Annotated in this window: 17 protein-coding genes and 1 pseudogene; 6 read left to right on the forward strand and 12 right to left on the reverse strand. The window is 69.0% G+C overall.

Features of this window, described 5'->3' with window-relative positions; all coding sequences use genetic code 11:
• Positions 1-5: 5 nt before the first annotated feature.
• The 11 genes and pseudogenes from pcaC to ACFY0K_RS21255 all read right to left on the reverse strand — a co-directional run bounded on the left by pcaC (position 6) and on the right by ACFY0K_RS21255 (position 12629).
• Positions 6-1326: pseudogene (gene pcaC, locus ACFY0K_RS21205) on the reverse strand (4-carboxymuconolactone decarboxylase).
• A gap of 32 nt (positions 1327-1358) precedes the next feature.
• Entirely contained in the window at positions 1359-2468 is a 1110-nt protein-coding gene (locus ACFY0K_RS21210) for an IS110 family transposase (protein WP_351962024.1), read from the reverse strand.
• 543 nt (positions 2469-3011) lie between these two features.
• The gene (locus ACFY0K_RS21215; protein ID WP_351962023.1) at positions 3012-3257 is read right to left on the reverse strand and encodes a hypothetical protein; all 246 of its coding nucleotides are present in this window, start codon (positions 3255-3257) and stop codon (positions 3012-3014) included.
• Between the two features lie 2 nt (positions 3258-3259).
• On the reverse strand, positions 3260-4288 hold the full coding sequence (locus tag ACFY0K_RS21220) for a molybdopterin-dependent oxidoreductase (protein WP_390641116.1): 1029 nt from the start codon (positions 4286-4288) through the stop codon (positions 3260-3262).
• Positions 4289-4334: 46 nt separating this feature from the next.
• On the reverse strand, positions 4335-5561 hold the full coding sequence (locus tag ACFY0K_RS21225; protein ID WP_390641381.1) for a MalY/PatB family protein: 1227 nt from the start codon (positions 5559-5561) through the stop codon (positions 4335-4337).
• A 277-nt stretch (positions 5562-5838) separates the two neighbouring features.
• Entirely contained in the window at positions 5839-7347 is a 1509-nt protein-coding gene (locus tag ACFY0K_RS21230) for a CoA-acylating methylmalonate-semialdehyde dehydrogenase (protein WP_351962021.1), read from the reverse strand.
• A gap of 189 nt (positions 7348-7536) precedes the next feature.
• Positions 7537-8490, reverse strand: coding sequence for an alpha/beta hydrolase (locus ACFY0K_RS21235; RefSeq protein ID WP_351962020.1), 954 nt, complete (start codon positions 8488-8490; stop codon positions 7537-7539).
• A gap of 45 nt (positions 8491-8535) precedes the next feature.
• Positions 8536-9750 carry an MFS transporter gene (locus tag ACFY0K_RS21240; RefSeq protein ID WP_351962019.1) on the reverse strand — a complete coding sequence of 405 codons (1215 nt, stop codon included), beginning with the start codon at positions 9748-9750 and terminating at the stop codon, positions 8536-8538.
• 279 nt (positions 9751-10029) lie between these two features.
• A complete protein-coding gene (locus ACFY0K_RS21245; protein WP_390641117.1) occupies positions 10030-10188 on the reverse strand; it encodes a hexameric tyrosine-coordinated heme protein in 159 nt (52 codons plus the stop codon).
• 197 nt (positions 10189-10385) lie between these two features.
• Complete coding sequence (locus ACFY0K_RS21250) at positions 10386-11414, reverse strand: nitronate monooxygenase (protein WP_351962018.1); 1029 nt, start codon at positions 11412-11414, stop codon at positions 10386-10388.
• 27 nt (positions 11415-11441) lie between these two features.
• A complete protein-coding gene (locus ACFY0K_RS21255; RefSeq protein ID WP_390641118.1) occupies positions 11442-12629 on the reverse strand; it encodes a YbfB/YjiJ family MFS transporter in 1188 nt (395 codons plus the stop codon).
• A 132-nt stretch (positions 12630-12761) separates the two neighbouring features.
• On the opposite strand from ACFY0K_RS21255, the gene ACFY0K_RS21260 reads away from it, so the two are divergent.
• The 4 genes from ACFY0K_RS21260 to ACFY0K_RS21275 all read left to right on the forward strand — a co-directional run bounded on the left by ACFY0K_RS21260 (position 12762) and on the right by ACFY0K_RS21275 (position 15951).
• On the forward strand, positions 12762-13616 hold the full coding sequence (locus tag ACFY0K_RS21260; protein ID WP_352366974.1) for a LysR family transcriptional regulator: 855 nt from the start codon (positions 12762-12764) through the stop codon (positions 13614-13616).
• Positions 13617-13708: 92 nt separating this feature from the next.
• Positions 13709-14524 (forward strand): MBL fold metallo-hydrolase, encoded by an 816-nt coding sequence (locus ACFY0K_RS21265; protein ID WP_352366973.1) that lies wholly within the window; start codon positions 13709-13711, stop codon positions 14522-14524.
• Positions 14525-14571: 47 nt separating this feature from the next.
• Positions 14572-14976 carry a tautomerase family protein gene (locus ACFY0K_RS21270; protein WP_390641119.1) on the forward strand — a complete coding sequence of 135 codons (405 nt, stop codon included), beginning with the start codon at positions 14572-14574 and terminating at the stop codon, positions 14974-14976.
• 63 nt (positions 14977-15039) lie between these two features.
• The gene (locus ACFY0K_RS21275) at positions 15040-15951 is read left to right on the forward strand and encodes a LysR substrate-binding domain-containing protein (RefSeq protein WP_390641120.1); all 912 of its coding nucleotides are present in this window, start codon (positions 15040-15042) and stop codon (positions 15949-15951) included.
• 41 nt (positions 15952-15992) lie between these two features.
• Here the strand turns inward: ACFY0K_RS21275 and ACFY0K_RS21280 are convergent, their stop codons facing one another.
• Complete coding sequence (locus ACFY0K_RS21280) at positions 15993-16559, reverse strand: TetR/AcrR family transcriptional regulator (RefSeq protein WP_390641121.1); 567 nt, start codon at positions 16557-16559, stop codon at positions 15993-15995.
• A 70-nt stretch (positions 16560-16629) separates the two neighbouring features.
• On the opposite strand from ACFY0K_RS21280, the gene ACFY0K_RS21285 reads away from it, so the two are divergent.
• Positions 16630-17109 (forward strand): nuclear transport factor 2 family protein, encoded by a 480-nt coding sequence (locus tag ACFY0K_RS21285; RefSeq protein WP_390641122.1) that lies wholly within the window; start codon positions 16630-16632, stop codon positions 17107-17109.
• Between the two features lie 427 nt (positions 17110-17536).
• On the forward strand, positions 17537-18523 hold the full coding sequence (locus ACFY0K_RS21290; protein WP_390641123.1) for an NAD(P)H-dependent flavin oxidoreductase: 987 nt from the start codon (positions 17537-17539) through the stop codon (positions 18521-18523).
• Positions 18524-18798 lie beyond the last annotated feature (275 nt).

The following is an 18798-nucleotide window of genomic DNA, read 5'->3' on the forward strand; positions in this document are numbered from 1 at the left end:
CCCGCTCAGCCCTCGGGGGTGGTCTCCTCGCGGATGACCTGCTGGGCGACCCGGAACGCGCTGTTCGCGGCCGGTACCCCGCAGTACACCGCCGCCTGGAGCAGCACTTCCTTGATCTCGGCCGGGGTGAGGCCGTTGCGCAGCGCGGCCCGGAGGTGGAAGCCCAGTTCCTCCAGATGGCCGCCCGCGACCAGCGCGGTGAGCGTGACGCAGCTGCGCGAGCGCCGGTCGAGACCCGGCCGGTCCCAGATCTCGCCCCACGCGTAGCGGGTGACGAACTCCTGGAAGTCTCCGGAGAACTCGTCGGCCTGCGCCAGCGCCCGGTCCACGTGCGCGTCCCCGAGCACCTCCCGGCGGACCTTCAGCCCCGCCTCGTAGGGGTCGGGCCGCCCGAACGGCTGCGGCGCCACGACGGCCGGGGCGATCTCGGCTATCGGCGCCACCTGGGGCGCGACCTGCGGCACGGCCTGGGGCGCGGCGGACAGCACCGGCTTGACCGGCGCGGCCGGGAATGGCGATCTGTCCGGTGGTCGAGTCGTAGGCGGGCTGCCAGGCGGTGGAGAAGTGCCGCACCAGCAGGTCGGTGACGGCGGCCGGCTGCTCGACCGGGACCAGGTGGGAGGCGCCGGGCACGACCGCGAGCCGGGCGTCGGGGATCCCGGCGACCAGGGTGCGGGCCTCGGCCGGGCCGGTGACCTGGTCGTCGGAGCCGACCAGGACGAGAGTCGGTACGCCGACGCGGGCGAGCTCGTGCCGTACGTCGAAGCCGGCCAGCGCCTCGCAGGCGGCGATGTAGCAGCCGGGGTCGGTGGTGCGGACCATCTGGACGGCCCACTCGGTGATCGCGGGCTGGGCGGCGGCGAACCCGCCGGTGAACCAGCGCTCGGGCGAGGTCCGGGCGATCGGGTCGAGGCCGTTCGTCCGTACGATCACGCCGCGCTGCCGGAACTCGTCCGGCGTCCCGAACCGGGGCGAGGTGGCGACCAGCGCCAGCGAGGCGATCCGCTCCGGGTGCCGCAGCGCCAGCTCGACTCCGACGGCTCCGCCCAGCGCGCAGCCCGCGTAGCCGAAGCGCTGCACACCGAAGGAGTCCAGCGTGGCCAGCAGCCGGGCGGTCAGCTCGGTCACGGAACCGGCCGGGTGCGCCGGGGCGCCGCCGTGCCCCGGCAGGTCGTAGCGGAAGACGCGCCACTGCTGGACCAGCTCCGGGATCTGCCGGTCCCACATGTGCCATGTGGTACCCAGTGAGGGACCGAGGATCAGGACCGGGGCGTCTTCTGGCCCGTCAAAGCGGTATTGCAGGGTGTTCGGTGGTGTCTCGCTCACCCGTCTGAGCCTCTCATCTGTCACGACAGCCCCTATGAGCGGGGTGCTGGCTGTAGTTGTTTGACCAGGTGGAAGACCTCCCGCGCAGCGTAGCGTTTGAGGCAGCGGACGATTTCGCGCCGGGTCTTGCCCTCCTTGATCCGGCGCTCGTAGTAGCCCTGAGTGCGCGGGTCGACCCGCAGGCGGGTGAACACGATGCGGTGCAGCGCGGCGTTGGCCTGCCGGTCGCCACCGCGGTTGAGGCGACGGAACTGCCGGCGTCCCGAGGAGCGCTCGACAGGGCTGACACCGCACAGCGCGGCGAACGACGCCTCACTGTCCAGCCGTTCCGGGTTGTCCCCCACCGTGATAAGCAGAGCGACCGCCGTGTCCGGACCGATCCCCACCACGTGGAGAAGCTGCGGGGCATGCCGTTCCACGAGCCGGGCAAGACGAGCCTCCACGTCCCGAATCTGCTCGGAGAGCTGGCCGATCCGGTGAGCTAGCAGGCCCAGCGTGATCCGGGTGGCCTGCAGCACCGACTCCTCGCCGACCTCCTCGCGACCACGCGCATCGGTGAACTGTGCGCAGGTACGGAAGAGTTCGGCATTGCCCAGTCCGGCCAGTTCTTCCCGTAAGACGGGATCAGCAGTAACAAGGACGGCCTTGAGCTGATTGATGGCCTGGGTGCGGGCCTTGACGGCCGACGCCTTCGTGAGCTTGTACATCCTGCCGATCTGCACCGGCCCGTCGCCCGCTTTGGCCCGAGCCGAGGCCCGCCCGCTCAACACAGCTCGCGCCGCATTCTGGGCATCGAGCGGATCCGACTTGCCATGCCGCCGACGATCCGCCCGGTCCATCCGATTCACGTCAAACACGTCCACGCCCTGGGCCAGCAGATAACGAGACAACGACGCTCCGTATGAGCCGGTCCCCTCCACCCCGGCCCGCCTCACGGTTCCCCACTTCTTGGCGCTCTTCAGCAGATCGCGGTAGCCGGCCGCCGTGGCCGGGAACTCATCGGTGGCAAGGACTGCCCCCGACACGGAGAGCACCGCAGCCACGTGAACATCCCGGTGCGTATCCACTCCCAGCACCACCTCCCCCGCAGGGCGGCGGGTCCGCGGAACCGACGACGTACTGAGCACGGTCAAACTGGACATGCCCGTTCCGTTCCTCCCTTCCGGTCCGATGACGTGTGGCGTCGCCGGTACCGGGCCGCGTCAGACGGTCAGAATCGTGAGGACGCCACAACTATCGGCAAGCCCCTATCGGGACACACCCCGCCAGCCCGGCACCGACAACGCACCATCCCTGGCCAACGGCCGACACCGTGTGATCGAGACACTTCGGTCAGAGAAATCATGAGTCAGACCCCGGACCCGGGACAGCACCCGCCCATCCTCCCGCCCCGATCTCTCTACCACTCAGGAACCGCAGGACATGCTCAATCCCCTTCACGCAACACCCCGAACCTGATCCTGGCAGAGCACAACAGCGCACAAAGGCGAGCGGCGCGATCAGGGCTCACCAACGGCAAGAGCAACCCTTGGGCGCCGGCCTCGTCGGCCACCTCACGGATGACCTCGCGCTGGTCGTCCAGGTCCAGAAGTACGCGCCAGAGCGCAGCGTGTCCTCACAGGACCCCGCACATATACGGCTCAGAGGGCCGGCTGCCGCACTTTCCCCATGATTCCTGCACGGTTTCACCCACGACCGGCCACACTGGGTGGGCTGGACGGCCAGTTCCTTCGACGGGCGGCGATGAGGCCGTCGCTGCAGGACATGTCCAGGGCCAGGACATCACCGCATGCGCCTTCAGGGAAGGCGAGGAGCTGGACGCCGTTGCTGGCGGCTTCGCCGATCGCGTCGATCGTCTTGCGGACGGTGTCCCGCTTGTTCAGGAGGACGGGTTCGAGGTGTGCCGCGGTGACGGTGACGGTACTGCCCATGGCTACTCCTGGGTGACGAAGACGACCCGCTGGTGGATGCGGTTGCGGCGCGGGGTCGAGGGCTGTGTCGCGCCCGAGCGTGTCGTGGCGCGGCAGGCGAGGATGTGTTCGCCGACCGAAGAGGGCGTCCAGGCAAGGGTGAACTTCTGCCAGGCGTGTCCCGTGCGGGATGTGACCTGGGCCGGTGTCCACGTCTGCCCGCCGTCGACGCTGACGTCGACGCGGGTCACGGGCTCGTGTGCCCAGGCCCAGCCCCAGATCTCGACGGGCTTGCCGGCATGGACGCCTGCGTCGACGGGGGCGACGAGAAAGGAGTTGGGTGCCAGATCCCATACCGGGGTGGCTTGTGCTGAGGCGTCTGCTGGCGGGTCCATGTAGTACTTCGTGTTGAAGGCGCCGGTGCTGCGACGGTCCGACACCGTGAGCGAGGTCAGCCACTTGGTCGAGTTGGTGCCGTAGTAGCCGGGTACGACGAGGCGGACCGGTCCCCCGCGGCGTGCGGGCAGTGGGGCTCCGTTCACGGTGAGGGCGACGAGGGTGGTTCCGTCCAGGGCTTTGTCCAGGGGGAGGTCCTTCTCGTAGTGATCGTGGTACGCGGAGTCGTACACACCGTGATCGAGGCCGGTGGAGATGACATAGACCGACCCGTCGTCCGGCCCGGCGAGGCGAAGGAGTTCGCTGAGGCGGACTCCGCCCCAGCGGACGTTTCCCACCCGTCGCTGGGGGATCGACGGTGCGAGAGGGCTGCCGGCGCATTCGTGCACCGAGGTGATCTCTGTCTGGGGAAGGGCTCGCAGGTCGTCGAGAGACAGGGTCAGCTGCTGGGCGACCGCTCCGCCGACCGTCAATGACCATCTGTCGGTGGCGACATCAGGGATGCCCAGATGCCAGACGGAGAACAGGTCGGCCTCGGGAGTGAGGAAGGAGGTCATGTCCGGCAGCCGGAGTCTCTGGTCCAGGCCGAAGCCTTCTACGAGCATCGGTGTGCGGTGAGGGTTGTCCGGGGCGTCGGGGCGGGAGGAAGTGGGCATGGCAGAGGCTCTCGTTCCTGGGCCAGCGTCCAGGTCTTCTTGATCATTACTTTCGGCTTTGTCTGGTGGGATGGCCGCGAGATTGGGTTTGTCGGCGCGTCGACGCAAGGCTGAGCCGCTCGTCCGCGTGGAGCGCCGCGGCGCGTCCCATCCGGGTGATCGCCTCCGTCAGGATCGACTGAGGGGTGGCGAAGTTCAGGCGGACATGCCCGGCTCCTCCAGTTCCGAAGATGTGACCGGAGGACAGGGCCACCCTGCCCTGCTCGAAGAACAGCCTGGCCGGTCCGGCCAGGTCGGTGACGGCCACGAGACCTGTGCCGCTCTCTTCCTGGGCGACGCCGAGTGAGCGGCAGTCGAGCCAGGCCAGGTGAGTTCCTTCCGGCCTGGTGAATCCGACCCCCGGCAGGTGCTCGGCGACGAGTTCAGCCAGCAGGGTCCGGTTCGCGGCAAGCCCTGCGAGCAACGCGTCGAGCCATGCGTCGCCGTGGCGGAAGGCCGTCGTGTGAGCGATGACGCCCAGATAGCTGGCACCGAGGTGGATCTCCGCAGGCATCCGGCGCAGATCAGCAACTGCCTCCGGCCCTGCGAGGGCGAGCGCCGCCTTGATTCCGGCGAGGTTCCAGCCCTTGGTCGCTGACATGAGCGAGAAGGCATTCTCGGCGCCGGGCACGCTCAGGTAGGGCGTGAACTTGGCGCCGGGGAGCACGAGCGGGGCGTGAATCTCGTCGGCGACGACACGGACCCCGTACCGGCGAGCCAACTCGGCCACGGCGGTGAGCTCTTCCAAGGTGTGGACGGCGCCGGTGGGGTTGTGCGGATTGCTGAGGAGGTAGGCGATCTTGCCCTTTGCGTTCCGTTCCCGGGCTCGCCGGAACGTCTCTCCGAGCGTCTCCAGGCTGATCCGGCCGTCCTGACCGAGCGGCGCTTCGATGGTCTGGCGGTCGCCATGGGTGATGAAGGCGTAGAACGGGGCGTAGACGGGAGAGTTGACGACGACCGGGTCCCCAGGGTCAGTGATGAGACGCAGCACCTGGACCGCGCCCATCATCACGTCCGGGATCACGGCGGCACGGTCGACCGATGCTCCGTCCCAATTCCAGCGCCGGGAGGCGAAGGCGACCAGCGACTCGGCGAACTCGGTTCCGAAGGGGTACCCCGTGTCACCGGTCTCGATGGCTTCGTGCAGCGCGTTGACGATCGCCGGTGCGAGCCGGACATCCATCTCCGCCACCCACAAGGGCAGGACATCCGCCGGGTGAGTGCGCCATTTCATACTCCCGCGCCGGCGGAGTTGTTCGAGGGACAGTTTCTCCAGGGGGTTCGCGAACTCCCCGGCTTCGGGGACGCCGCCCGCGGGACCGGCCCCTCTGACAGCGCTCCCTTGTCCTCGGTCGGTCGGTGCGCGCGAGGGGCGGGCCGAGGCCGACTGGTTCATGAGCAACCTCCATGGTGAACCGGGGGCAGGACAGCTCGTGGCTTCGCGACGTCGGTCCCGCGGACTCGGACCGATGCCGCCCGTCCGGCTGACGACATCGGGTCTGCGTGAACGCTCAGGAATGGGTCGGCATCGCGAAGTCCGCGCGCACCTGGCTGTCGTTGGGCCAGCGGGTGGTGGCGGTCTTGTAGCGGGTGTAGAAGCGCACGCCTTCGGGACCGTGGATGTGGTGGTCGCCGAACAGGGACCGCTTCCAGCCACCGAAGGAGTGGAAGGCCATGGGCACCGGGATGGGCACATTAACGCCGACCATGCCCGCCTTGACCTTGGCCAGGTAGGTGCGCGCGGTGTGTCCGTCGGCGGTGAAGATCGCCGTGCCGTTGCCGAACTCGTGGTCGTTGACCAGCTCCAGCGCCTCGGTGAACGACTGGGCGCGCACCATGGAGAGCACCGGGCCGAAGATCTCCTCCCGGTAGATCCGCATGTCCGGGGTGACGTGGTCGAAGAGGGAGCCGCCGAGGAAGAAGCCGCCCTCGTGCCCGGGAAGCGCGGTCTGGCGGCCGTCGACGACCAGCTCGGCGCCCTCCTCGGTGCCCACGTCGAGGTAGCCGGCCACCTTGTCCCGGTGAACCTTGGTGACCAGGGGGCCCATCTGGACTCCGTCGTCGGTGCCGGGGCCGATCTTGAGGTCGGCGAGGGCGGCGACGATGCGCTCCCGCAGGGCGTTGGCGGTGTCCTCGCCGACGGGGACGACGACCGAGATCGCCATGCACCGCTCGCCGGCGGAGCCGTAGGCGGCGCCCATCAGTGCGGCGACGGCCTGGTCGAGGTCGGCGTCGGGCATGACGACCATGTGGTTCTTGGCGCCGCCGAGCGCCTGGACGCGCTTGCCGTTGGCCGTGGCCGTCTGGTGGACGTACTCGGCGATGGGCGTGGAGCCGACGAAGCTGACGGCCTCGATGTCGTCATGCGCGAGGAGGGCGTCCACCGCGGTCTTGTCGCCGTGTACGACGTTGAACACGCCCTTGGGCAGACCGGCCTCGGTGAGCAGCTTGGCGAGCTCGACGCTGAGGGTGGGGTCCTTCTCCGACGGCTTCATCACGAAGGTGTTCCCGCAGGCGAGCGCGACGGGGAACATCCACATCGGCACCATGGCGGGAAAGTTGAACGGTGAGATGCCCGCGACCACGCCGAGGGGCTGGCGCAGGGACACCGCGTCCACTGCGCGGGCGACGTTCTCGGAGAACTCCCCCTTCAGCTGCTGAGGGATGCCACAGGCGAACTCGACGACTTCAAGCCCACGGATAACCTCGCCCTTGGCGTCGTCGAGCACCTTGCCGTGCTCGGACGTGATGATCGCGGCCAGCCGGTCGGCCTCCCGTTCCACCAGGTCTCGGAACCGGAACAGGATGCGGGCCCGGATGTGCGGTGGGGTGACGGACCAGGTCTCGAACGCCTCGGCGGCGGCCCGTACCGCCGCGTCCACGTCCGTGGCCGTTGCCAGGGCGACGAGGCCGGTCACCTGGCCGGTCGCCGGGTTGTACACCTCACTGCGGTCCTGTGCTCCACGGTCGTCGAGGCGGCCGTCGATGTAGTGGTCGATGTGGGTTGCTGTGGTGGTCATGTGTGGCTCCTCAGAGGGATGGGGGAATCAGCCGTGGATCGTCGGGTCCCGGAAGCTCGGGGTGTGGACGCTTCCAGGTCGTGGGCGATCGGATACCGGCTGGCTGCGATCGAGCGGCTCGTGCTGTGGGTCGTGGGCATCGCGACCGCCTGGAGGTCGGAGACGAGGCGCCGCCCGGCCGTCGTACGGTCACCGATTCGAGTCGCGCAACCGCGAGTTGGCCGTCCGCAGCGCCGCGGTCGACGCCTCCTGCCACGCCCGCGCCGAGGCCAGCAGCCCGGTCATGGACGGGGACATGTGGACATGCCCCTCCCCCAGGTACAGCTCGACGGGGACACCTGCCTCGCCCAGTCGCTGCGCGTACCACTCGCCATCACCGCGCAGTACGTCGTACTCGGCTACCGCGATGTACGCCGGAGGGAGCCCCGTGAGGTCCGCGGCCAGCAAAGGGGAGGCGATCGGGTCATCGGCTTTGCCGCTGTCCCCGAGGTAGAGCGCGCAGAACGTGCGTACGTCGGTCATCGACAGCGGCAACTCGTCGCCCTCTTCCCTCGGGCGGCTGTGGGTCAGGTCCAGGACGGGCACCTCAAGGAGCTGGTGGGCGACGTCGTCCCGTCCCTGGTCGCGCAGCAGGAGCGTCGCTCCGGCGGCGATGTTGGCGCCCGACGACTGGCCGCCGACGGTGATCGCACCGGGGAGCGCGCCGATCTCGGCGCTGTTGTCGATGACCCAGTTGACGACCGATATGACATCGTGCACAGGCGCCGGAAAGGGGTGCTCGGGTGCCTTGCGGTAGTCGACGGAGATCACGATGCAGTCGGCGTGCACGCTGCGGTGGCGGGTGACGGCCTCCGAGTCCTTCGAGAAGGCGCTGTTGATCACCCACCCTCCACCGTGCAGGAAGATGTGGACCGGATGGGGTCCGGCGGTGGCCGGCCGGTACAGGATCGCTTGCACGCTCTTGCCGGCCGAATCGATGTTCAGGACCCGGCGCTCGGCGACGCTCGGACCAGGACGGCCGAACGTGTCGAATGCTTCGTCGTTGTTCTGGTTCATCTGCGCCCGGAAGAGCTCAGGGTCTTCGATGACCTTCGGAGGATGACCGAAGGGCAGAAGCGGCTGCAGGGCCGGGTCGATCGGCATGTGTGTCCTTGAGGGTGCGTGGAAGGGCAGTGCAGAGGACAGGCGTCAGCGGACGCGCCGTACCGGCAGGATCGCGAGGCCACCGAGGATGGCGACAGCGCCGGCGGCGGCGAACAGCGTCGCGTAGGACCCGCCGCCCAGGAGGAGGATGAACGGAGCCGCCGCGGGAGCGAGGGCGTTGGCGAGCGTGCTGGACATGTTGAAGACCGCCATGTCCTTGCCCGCGTTCGCCGGGTCCGGGAGAACGTCGGTGACCAGTGCGAGGTCGACGGCGAGGAATGCCCCGTAGCCGATGCCCGCGACGGCCATCGCAACCAGGTAACCGTTGAACCCCGTGACCAGCGATGCGATGATCAGCGCGACGCCGTATATCGCCGCGGAGGCCAGCACGAAAGCCTTCCGGCGGCCGAGGCGGTCCGACAGCTTCCCGCCGGTGACGCTGGTGAGGATCGTGGTGATCGACAGCACCAGACTCGCGACGAAGATCTGCCGTGGCACCTCGTTCTGGCTGGATCCGAGGTGGTTGAGCAGAAAGAACGCCTGGTAGGTGGTGAGGAAACCGTAACCGATCACAAAGAGGAGACGGCCGAGCCAGACCCACGCGAAGTCAGGGTGCCGGACCGGGTTGACCCAGAAGGTCCCCGCGATCTCGCGCACCGACAGTTTCGGTGTGAGGGCGTCCTTGGCGAGCCGGCGATCCTTGACCAGGGCGATGAAGACCAGGACACTCACGGCCGCGATGAGCGGCGGCAGCAGGAACATCAGCAGCGTGTCGGTGGCGACGGCCTGGACGATGAACGTACCGCCGATCACCGCCAGCGGGAGGGTGAGACCGACCAGACCCGACACGAGGCCACGCTGGTGCACCGGCACCCGGTCGGCGATGACCGCGAGCAGCGGGGTACCGATCAGGTTCGCCGCGACGCTGTACAGCGCGAACGCGACGAGCAGCACGGGCACGTTCGGGGCGAGCCCCATCACCGCTCCGAGCGCGACGACTCCGGCCGCGCCGGCGAGAAGGTACGGACGGCGCATGCCCATGCGTGCCGTCGTCCGGTCGCTCAAGCGCCCCACGACCGGCATCAGCAGCAGGGGCAGGAGGACGCCCACACCGACAACGGCACTCAAGGTGCTTGCGGCGTCCTTGGAGCCGACCAGGGTCTGGACCTTGAGTGCGAGGGAGACTGTGCCGGGTGTCAGGCAGGCGATCCAGAATCCCGCGTAGGCGAACGCGAACGCGAAGATGAACGACTTCCCCACCGGGGGGTGCTCATTGTCGGACGGCGCAATGAGAGACTCGGTCAGCGGCCCGGGCGAGATGGGGGACGCAGTCATGTCGTGCCAATCTTCGTTCTCACACTCAGTCCCGGTGGGTGTAGGTCGATGGTGCGGCGTTGCGGAGACTGTAGGCTCGCCGAGATTTCAGAACCAACGATTGGTTGCGATGGAGTCCATCGCTGACAGAGAACCTTCGGAGTTCGACCTGTCCTGGCGGCCTACAACCTCAGCACGCGCGCGGCGCAAATCTGCGGCGCTCGGTCAGCGCCAGTAGTCGTTCGCTGCCGCGATCGTCGCGAACTCCACCGCGACCACATGAGCGATCGAGATCAGCGAGTCTGCGTCCTGCGCGTATTCGGGGCGCAGTTGCTCGCGCACCGCGCCGTCGGGCTGCGTGGCCTTGATGACCAGCCGGGCCATCCTGAGGCAAGCTCGCGGCCCTCCTACGGAGAAGCGGTGATCAGGGTGTTGCCGGGGACCAGTTCAGTGGCCATGTCATACCTCCGTGGTGTTGACGGTTCTCTGGATCATCTTGTTCTCGACGGGTCCCGCTCGGCGGCGAGCGTCCGCGGCCAGCCGCGCCGCTGACGCCGGGCACGGTGCGCCTGTCGCAGGACTCACAGCTGGTCAACGAGCCGGGCGAAGGTGTCCGCGATGGATTCGGCCTTCGCCTCCCGGTGCCCGGTTCCGGCCCAAAGGTGGATCAGCCGTGTGTCGATGGCTGCGGTGGCGGCCTTGCGGAGTGGGCCTGTGAGGTGGTGGAGAGCGGGGTAACCGGCCGGGGCGATCGCGTCGTACCGGTCGGTGAAGTGGTTGCGCAGGGCACGCGCAGGTCGCCCAGTGAAGGCACGGGTGACGACGGTGGTGGGGAAGGCCGGGTCGACCAGGGCCGCCTTGTGCGGTGCGGACGCCCCGCTCTCGTGCGTGCGCAGCAGGACGGTGCCGACCATGGCGGCATGCGCACCCGCATCCAGCGCGCCTGCCACATCGGTGGCGGTGGTGATTCCGCCGGTGGCGATGAGGGGCAGCGAGACGGCGCCACGCACTCCGGCGATCAGGTCGGGCAGCCGGACCGGCGTGGGCGGCTGTGCCGGAGTGAGGGTGGCCGAGTGCCCGCCGGCGGCGGGTGCCTGCACGATGAGGGCGTCGACCCCGGCGTCAGCCGCTCGACGTGCCTCGTCGGCCGAGGTGACGCACTGCAGAACGGTGCTCCCGGCCCTGCGCAGGGCGCTGACGACCACGCGGTCCGGGATGCCGAAGGTGAAGGACACCCAGGGGACGGGAGAGGAGGTGAGCAGGTCGATCTTGTCCGTCCAGTGGTCGTCGTCCTCGATCGGCTCCTCGGGCAGCGTGAGGCCGTAGCGATCGGCCTCCGCCTGTACCTCCCGCGCGTAGCGCCGGTACGCCTCCCGGGACGCGGGGAGCGGGTTGGGGGCGAAGAGGTTGACACCGAAGGAGACGCCTTCTACGCGGGTGGTGTGGATCTGCCCGGCGAGTGCTTGTGCGGTCTTGTACCCCCCGGCCAGGAAACCCAGGCCGCCCGCCCGAGCGGCGGCGGTGACCAGAGCGGGCGTGCTGGGTCCTCCGGCCATCGGCGCCGCGATGAGGGGAAGGTCTGCTCCGAGGTCGGAGAGCAGGGTACTCATGGCAACTCCTCCTGAAAGGTATGAGCGTCAGGCCGCCGGAGCCACGGGGCCGAGGTGGTGCGGGAAGCGGACGAACACGGCGGCGGCCGCGACCGCGGAGACGGCGACCAACGCACTGCCCAGCAGGAGCGCCTGGTGGTAGCCGTGCCTGAGTAGCGGGGCGGCGAGCAGCGGCCCGAGGATCTGGCCGACGCTGTATCCGGCTGTCAACAGGGCCACAGCCCGCGGCACTTGAAGGTGCGCGCCGATGGACAGGGCGATCGTGCTGACGCCCATGAAGGTGGCGCCGAACAGCACGGCGGACACGAGTGCCGGCGTGGCACCGTCCAGCAGTGCCGGCAGAGCGATGCCGACCGCCTGGATGGTCAGCGAGGTGAGCAGCAGAGCCGGCCTGGACCAACGGCCGGCCAATCGGGTCCACAGCGCGCACGAGGGGAGGGCGGCGAGGCCGACCACGATCCAGGCCCCGGAGCCGAGACGGCCCGGAACTCCCTGCTGGATCGCGGCGACCAGGAAGGTGCCGGCGATGATGTAGCCGATACCTTCGAAGGTGTAACTGGCGAGCAACGCAAGGAACCAGCGGTGGGCGCGGGGGCGTTCGGCCTGCCCGGCCGCCTCGGAACTCCTTGGTTCCGGCTGTGGGGCCAGGGGCCAGGCGATCGCGGCGAGCAGGCCGGCCAGGGCGGCGCAGGTCCACCATGCCGCCTGCCAGGTGGACGCGGCCTGCACGGCGACAACCAGCAGGCCGGACAGAGCGATTCCGGCACCTACTCCGCCGAACGCCCAGCCGACCAGGTGGTGGGCGTGCTCGCGAAGGCCGGAGAGCATCGCGCTGACGGCAATGACGAAGATCAACGCGCTGGCGGCGCCGGCCACTAGACGCAGCAGGAACCAGACGGTGCCGTCGTGGGTGACCGGCATGAGCGCCAGCGTCGCCACCAGCACGACGAAGGAACCACGCAGAGTCGCGGCCGACCGTACGACGGCGGGTACGGCGATGCCGGCCAGGGCACCTGCGAGGTAGCCGATGAAGTTCGCCGTCGCAAGGTTCGCCCCTTGCGCCGAGGAGAGTCCGGCCTGGGCGTGCATGAGGGGAAGGATGGGGGTGTAGACAAACCTGCCGATCCCCTGCCCCGCGGCGAGCGCTGCCGCCGCCTGGGCCACGATCGTCCAGGGAGACCGGGTTCGCGGACGGGGCGGGGCTGATGACTGCACGGTCTTGGGCACCTTCCTGGCGTCTTTCTGTGGCCTCCTTTGACGCTAGGCAGCGCGCGTATCGCTGTGAAATGCCGGTTAGGGTGCCTCTATGCATGGCAGGCATGGATGCCGGGAAGGGACGCGAGGAGTATGGACGTCGAACTGCGTCATCTGCGGGCCTTCGCGTCCGTGGCCCGCCATCGCTCGTTCTCCCGTGCGGCCGAGGAACTGCTGATCACACAGCCGGCGCTGAGTCGTACGATCGCGCAACTGGAGGGCAATCTGAGCGTCCGCCTGCTCGACCGGTCCTCCCGTCACGTCGAACTGACCGATACGGGCGCGGAGTTCCTCCTCCACGTCGAGCGGGTTCTCGCGACCCTCGATCAGGCCCTCGCCGTCGTGAGTCACCGCATCACCCTGCGGCTCGGCTTCAGCTGGCTGCTGCCCGACCCCTGGACACAGCAGACCGTCAGCCGCTTCGAGGAGACCACGGGTGCGACGGTCGCCCTGACCCGGACCGACGATCCCCTTCAGGCGCTGCGTCAGCGCACCCTCGACATCGCGGTGGTCCGGGGCGAGTTCGACGCGCCACGAGGAGCGCGCGCCGTGCACCTGTTCGACGAGCCGCGCATCGCCGTATGCTCCGAGCACTCCGACCTGACCCGTTTCGACCATCTGGACTGGACGGACGTCCAGCACTGGACCCTGGTCGTCAACACCGTCAGCGGCACGACCGGCCCCTGGTCGTGGCCCGTGGACCAGCGCCCGACCCAGATCATCGAAACGACCAACTACGACGAATGGCTGGAGACGGTAGCCGCCAACCGCGGCATCGGCATCGTCCCGGAAGTCGCGCGGCGCCGTTCCCCGCACCCCGCCGTGCGCTTCGTGCCCCTCACCGATGCACCACCGAGCCCGGTCAGCCTCGTCCACTTCCCCGACGCCCAGCGAACGCTGATCCGCCGGTTCCTGGACGCCGCGGTACCGGCCGCCACCCGGCAGTGACCGCACTCCGACCAGGAATCTATGTCTGACACACATAGATGGGTCACCACAGGCATTTCTGCCGGGAGCTGGAGGTCGTTAGCGTCGGCGGCATGAGCGAAACCCTCAGCGCCGGTCTGTCCCGACAGGAATCCGCGATCACCGTCCTGGGCGGCCCCACGGCCGTGATCGACCTCGGCGGACTGCGCATCATCAGTGATCCGACTTTTGATGACGCCGGCCCGCATGGGTATCTCACCAAGACGGCGGACACCGTCGTCGGCGAGGAGGGCGTGGGACCGGTCGACCTTGTTCTGGTCAGCCACGACACGCATCCGGACAACCTCGACGAGCGTGGCCGCGCGTTCGCGAAGGCCGCCCCGCTGGTCCTCACCGGCCCCCTGGCCGCCGGACGACTGGGCTCGCCGGCCGTCGGCCTCGCACCGTGGACCAGCCACTCCGTGCCGCGCGCGGACGGCGGCGGCGACCTGACCGTGCTGGCGGTCCCCGCGGTCCACGGCCCCGAGGACGGCGAGCGCGACGCCGACGGCAACGTCAACTGCGAGGTCACCGGGTTCGTGCTGTCCGGGCAGGACCTTCCCACCGTGTACGTGAGTGGCGACAACGCCTCGATCCGCACCGTCGCGGAGATCTCCCGCCGGGTGCCGGACATCGACGCGGCCGTCCTGCACGTGGGAGCGGCACGCGTCCCTGCGAAGTTCGACGGGCGCCCCCTCTCACTGGACAGCCGTGCCTCCGCTGCCGCAGCGGCTGTGCTGGGCGCGGACACGGTCGTCCCGGCCCACTACGACGCCTGGGCCCACTTCACCGAGGGGCTGCCGGAGATCGAGCTGGCCTTCCACGAGGCCGGCCTTTCCTCCGTACTGCGGGCCGCACCCCATGCCACGTGGGTGCGGCTGAGCCGCTGACTGCCGTCACCACCACACACCGGCAACAGACGAGCAAGGAACGACGCATGCCATTCGTACGAATCGATCTCATCCGTGGACGCCGTCCCGAGGAGCTGAGGGCGATCGCCGACGCTACGCACCGGGCACTCGTCGACGTACTGGCCATTCCCGAGCGGGACAGGTTCCAGGTCATCACCGAGCACGACGCGGACCACGTCATCGCCCTCGACGCCGGCCTCGGCTTCGAGCGCAGCGACCGGCTGGTGATGATCCAGATCTTCACCCAGTCCGGACGCACCACCGAGGTCAAGCAACGCCTCTTCCAGGCCGTCGCCGAACAGCTTGAACCCCTCGGCGTCAGCGGTGAGGACGTCTTCATCGGCATCGTCGAGAACGGCCCTCAGGACTGGTCGTTCGGCTTCGGTCGCGCCCAGTACACCGAGGGCGACCTGGCCGTGCCCGGCCGCTGACACCATTCGCCTTGTGACCGGCCGCAGGTATGCTCCTGCCCACGGGCCCATGTGGAGGTCGACGTGGAACTCTCCGACCTGCGGATCTTCCTGGCCGTTGCGCGCACGCACGGCATCACCAAGGCCGCTCAGGAACTGCACACCGTGCAGTCGAACGTCAGCGCGCGCATCCACGCGCTGGAGAAGCAGCTGGGCGCCCCGCTGTTCCGTCGGCACGCGCGGGGTGTGGCGCTGACGAACGCGGGCGAGCAGCTGCTGCCGTACGCCGAGCGCATCAGCAGGCTCGTCGACGAGGCGCAGCAGGTGATCGGCGACGAGGCCGATCCTTGCGGTCCCCTGCGGATCGGGTCCATGGAGACCACGGCGGGCCTGCGACTTCCCACCGTGCTGGCGGCCTTCGCCGAGGACTGTCCCCGCGTCGATTTCTCGCTGATCACCGGGCCGACCGAACAACTGGTCCGGGATGTCCTGGAGTATCGGCTGGACGGCGCACTGGTCAACGGCCCGGTGCGGCGGCCCGACCTGGTGGAGACTCCGGTGTTCGAGGAACGCCTCGTCCTCGTCACCGCGCGCCGCGTCACCGACCTGGACGCGGTCATGCGCGACCCCAAGATCCTCGTCTTCCGCAGCGGCTGCTCCTACCGCAGGCGCTTGGAGAGCATCCTGGAGGCGCGGGGCGCCATCGGCGTTCGCTGCATGGAATTCGGAACACTGGACGGCATTCTCGGCTGCGTCGGGGCCGACATGGGCCTCACCCTGCTGCCCGCCGCTGTTGTCGAGCGGCACGCCTCCCGCGAACAGGTGCGGGTGCACGAGCTGCCGGAGGAGGAGGCACGCGCTCAGACCGTCTTCGTCCAGCGCGTCGACACACCGCCGTCGCCCGCCCTGACCCGGTTCCTCACCCATGCGCGAGCCGTGCAGCAGACACCGCCCGTCCTGCGGATGGTCGGGGGCTCCTCCGCGGCGACCGGCTAGGCGAGGTGCGTCAGCAGGTTGTTGACGCTGTGGCCGAGAGATCAAGGTGTCTTGAGCAACGTCGCGACGGCTGCGCGAGCATGACGGGCTGGAGCCGGGTCGCCACTGATACCGGCCGTCACGATGGCTCCTTCGGCGAGGAGGAAGACTGGTTCGACCACCGGCACCCCGGTGGCGTGGACCCATATGGCGATCTGGTCGTGGAATGCCTCCTTGTGCGACCGGACTTCGGCCACCACCGCTTCGGACGACGAGCCGAGTTCGCCGTGGATGTTGATCCAGGCGCATCCGCGGAAACCGGGCTGTGCGAACCACTCGGCAAGCCAGTCGAATATCGCGAGTACGCGCTCGCGGGGATCCCGTACCTGTTCCACGTGGGCGGCCAGGTCTCCTCTCCACCGTCGGTCGCGGCGTTCGAGCATCGCCACGACGAGGTCCTCCTTCGATGCGAAGAACCGGTAGATCCGCTTCAGCGGCAGACCGGATGCCGCGCGCACCTCATCCATTCCGACCGCTTGGATGCCTCGCTCGTAGAAGTGCTTCTCTGCTGCGTCGAGCAGTGCTTCACGGTCCAGGCGGTTCTGTTCCTCGGCGATCGGGGCCGGCATCGGGGCTCCTTGACGTTGAGAACGATCGTTCCCTACCTTAGTTCCCACCAATGGAGAACGTACGTTCTCAATGTGTGAGGAGACCGCAGTGCCGGAAGATCGCCCGCCCTATCCCCCGTTCACCCGGGAGACCGCCCTGCAGAAGGTCCAGGCCGCCGAGGATGCATGGAACTCCCGCGATCCCCAGCGGGTGGCACTGGCCTACACCGCGGACTCGATGTGGCGGAACCGGGACACGTTCGTCAGCGGCCGCGAGGAGATCGTCGCCTTCCTGACGCGGAAGTGGGAGCGGGAGCTGGGCTACGCGTTGCGCAAGAGCCTCTGGGGGTTCCACGAGAACCGGATCGCCGTCCGCTTCCGGTACGAGTGGCATGACACGGAAGGCCAATGGTGGCGCAGCTACGGCAATGAACTGTGGGAGTTCGACGAGCGCGGCCTCATGCGGCGCCGCGAGGCGAGCATCAACGACGTCGCCATCACCGAAGCCGACAGGCGCATTCACGGTCCTCGGCCCGTGGACGAATACGGGATCGACTTCCCGCTCCAGTAGCGCCCGCCCTCACGTCATCCCAAGCCGGTGGGCTCAGGCAGCACGCTCGCCCGAGCCCACCGCGCTCATTCGGAGAGGCAGTCCTCGTGACGGCGAGGCTCGTATCGCAGGCGGAGATTACGGCCTGGACGGGCGTCGAGGCCGGGGGTCCCGCGCGCAGACGAGCCTGGAAGGCCGGCACCAGGGCCGCGCAGACGCCGGCCCCCGCCTGCCCCTCACGCTTCCGTACAGCGACGGCCCCGCCGAGGGTGTCAACGCGACACCGATTCACCCGCCGGCCGCCCGTTGGCCATCGGAAAGTTCTCCAACGGTGATGGCTCCCATCGCAAGCAATCGTTGGATATGAAATCTTGGTGAACCTACTGTCCCCTTAACGCCGCACCGCCCACGCACCAATGGCGGATGCCTGGACGAAGAGGACTTCGCCTTGCTGACAACGCGCCTTACCCACGCCTTCGGAATCGAGCACCCCGTCGTGCTCGCCCCCATGGACCTCGTCTCCGGGGCCCGGCTCGCCACCGCGGTGACCACCGCGGGCGGACTGGGCCTGATCGGCGGAGGCTACGGCGACGCAGATTGGCTGAAGCAGGAGTTCGCCGCAGCGGCCGGCACCCGGGTGGGATGCGGCTTCATCACCTGGAGCCTGGCCCGCCACCCTGACCTGCTCGACATCGCACTGGAACACCAGCCCGCAGCTGTCATGCTCTCCTTCGGCGACCCCACCCCGTTCGCCGACCGGATCCGCGCCGCCGCCATACCACTGCTGTGTCAGATCCACACGCTCGACCAGGCCCGCCAGGCCCTCGACGCCGGAGCGGACGTCATCGTCGCGCAGGGCGGCGAGGCCGGCGGGCACGGCGTCGGAACGCGGTCGACGTTCACCCTCGTCCCCGATGTCGCAGACACGATCGCCGACCGCGCCCCGGACACTCTCCTGCTGGCCGCGGGAGGAGTGGCCGACGGTCGCGGGCTCGCCGGCGCGCTCGCCCTCGGCGCGGACGGCGTCCTCGTCGGCACCCGCTTCTGGGCGGCGGAGGAAGCCGTCGTCTCCGCTCGCGCCCACGCCCGAGCGGTGGCCGCCGACGGCGATGAGACCGTCCGTACCAGCGTCTACGACATCGTGCGCAGGTACGACTGGCCCGTCGAGTACAACGGTCGTGTGCTGCGCAACCGGTTCATCGACCGGTGGCACGGGCGGGAGACGGAACTCGCCGCACAACTGGCCGAGGCCGCCGGAGAGTTCAAGGACGCCGTCTCCCAGCAGGACTTCGACATCGCGAACATGATCGTCGGCGAGGGAGTGGGCCTGGTCCAGGAGATCCTGCCCGCCGGGGAAGTGGTGCGCAGAATGGCGCAGGACGCCGCCGCCCGCCTCGGCCGACAGGCTCCGCAGACCGCCGCGGTCGGCGGCTGAGCCGGGCTCTTGACGCTGCGTGTGCCGCGATCGGGGTCAACCTCCCCCTGACCGCCCTGAGTTCTTCCGCCAAGCTCGGCACGCCCGATCGGGCGGACTCGCCCGAACCCGTCCCCACCGGGTGATCCAGACCAGTGCCCGCCTCCCTGACACGGCGGGCGCTGCACGGGGTTCCGCCACCCATCCCGGACGTGGCGGAACCCCGCCCCCCACCTCACCACAACCCCCATCACCGAATGCCCCTCCCCGCAACCACTGATCACTTATCCCGCTCA

This window comes from Streptomyces sp. NPDC001507 (assembly GCF_042894765.1).
GTDB lineage: Bacteria > Actinomycetota > Actinomycetes > Streptomycetales > Streptomycetaceae > Streptomyces.

Bases quoted from the DNA above. Each gene is read 5' to 3' on its own strand.
- ACFY0K_RS21210 (WP_351962024.1), bottom strand. From the start codon at position 2,468: ATGTCCAGTTTGACCGTGCTCAGTACGTCGTCGGTTCCGCGGACCCGC.
- ACFY0K_RS21215 (WP_351962023.1), bottom strand. From the start codon at position 3,257: ATGGGCAGTACCGTCACCGTCACCGCGGCACACCTCGAACCCGTCCTC.
- ACFY0K_RS21220 (WP_390641116.1), bottom strand. From the start codon at position 4,288: ATGCCCACTTCCTCCCGCCCCGACGCCCCGGACAACCCTCACCGCACA.
- ACFY0K_RS21225 (WP_390641381.1), bottom strand. From the start codon at position 5,561: ATGAAATGGCGCACTCACCCGGCGGATGTCCTGCCCTTGTGGGTGGCG.
- ACFY0K_RS21230 (WP_351962021.1), bottom strand. From the start codon at position 7,347: ATGACCACCACAGCAACCCACATCGACCACTACATCGACGGCCGCCTC.
- ACFY0K_RS21235 (WP_351962020.1), bottom strand. From the start codon at position 8,490: ATGCCGATCGACCCGGCCCTGCAGCCGCTTCTGCCCTTCGGTCATCCT.
- ACFY0K_RS21245 (WP_390641117.1), bottom strand. From the start codon at position 10,188: ATGGCCCGGCTGGTCATCAAGGCCACGCAGCCCGACGGCGCGGTGCGC.
- ACFY0K_RS21250 (WP_351962018.1), bottom strand. From the start codon at position 11,414: ATGAGTACCCTGCTCTCCGACCTCGGAGCAGACCTTCCCCTCATCGCG.
- ACFY0K_RS21260 (WP_352366974.1), top strand. From the start codon at position 12,762: ATGGACGTCGAACTGCGTCATCTGCGGGCCTTCGCGTCCGTGGCCCGC.
- ACFY0K_RS21265 (WP_352366973.1), top strand. From the start codon at position 13,709: ATGAGCGAAACCCTCAGCGCCGGTCTGTCCCGACAGGAATCCGCGATC.
- ACFY0K_RS21270 (WP_390641119.1), top strand. From the start codon at position 14,572: ATGCCATTCGTACGAATCGATCTCATCCGTGGACGCCGTCCCGAGGAG.
- ACFY0K_RS21280 (WP_390641121.1), bottom strand. From the start codon at position 16,559: ATGCCGGCCCCGATCGCCGAGGAACAGAACCGCCTGGACCGTGAAGCA.
- ACFY0K_RS21285 (WP_390641122.1), top strand. From the start codon at position 16,630: ATGTGTGAGGAGACCGCAGTGCCGGAAGATCGCCCGCCCTATCCCCCG.